Source organism: Photorhabdus kleinii, assembly GCF_025384885.1.
Classification (GTDB): domain Bacteria; phylum Pseudomonadota; class Gammaproteobacteria; order Enterobacterales; family Enterobacteriaceae; genus Photorhabdus; species Photorhabdus kayaii.
The window spans coordinates 1-578 of sequence record NZ_JAJAFY010000163.1; the positions used below are offsets into that span (position 1 = coordinate 1).

At 47.8% G+C, this 578-nt stretch carries 1 protein-coding gene; it reads left to right on the top strand.

The window, feature by feature from the left end:
- Window positions 1-578: phage tail sheath subtilisin-like domain-containing protein (locus LG003_RS23190; RefSeq protein WP_262981784.1), on the top strand; the 578-nt coding region annotated here is incomplete at both ends.

Below are 578 nucleotides of genomic sequence, written 5' to 3' on the forward strand. Positions count from 1 at the left end.
TTAGGCAATCTCAAAGACCGTTCCTTTGATTTTATTGCCAATCCCTATACCGATACCGCGTCATTAGATGATGTGAAAGCGTTTCTGTCTGATACAGTCGGGCGCTGGTCGTGGGAACAACAGCTTTACGGGCACGCATTTAGTGCGGCCAATGGCGCATACGGGGAACTGGCAAAATTGGGTGAACAACGTAACTATCAGCATGAAACATTGCTGGGAGTCACCAAGTCCCCATCTCCCAATTACGTTTGGGCGGCAGCGTTAACTGGGGCAATCGCTCAAAGCTTGCGGAATGACCCCGGCAGGCCATTACAGACATTACCGATTAGCGGCGTTCTGGCTCCGGCATCTGAGGACCAGCTTGATCTGATTGAGCGTAATAATCTGCTACATAGCGGGATTTCCAGCTTTACTGTGGCTGATGACGGCACAATCCAGGTCGAAAATATCATCACGACGTACCAAAAAAATAGTTTTGGTGATAACGATGACAGCTATCTTGAAGTTGAAACCTTGTATTTGCTGATGTACGTCACACGCTATATCCGTACTCAAATCACGAGTAAGTTTGCTCGCAT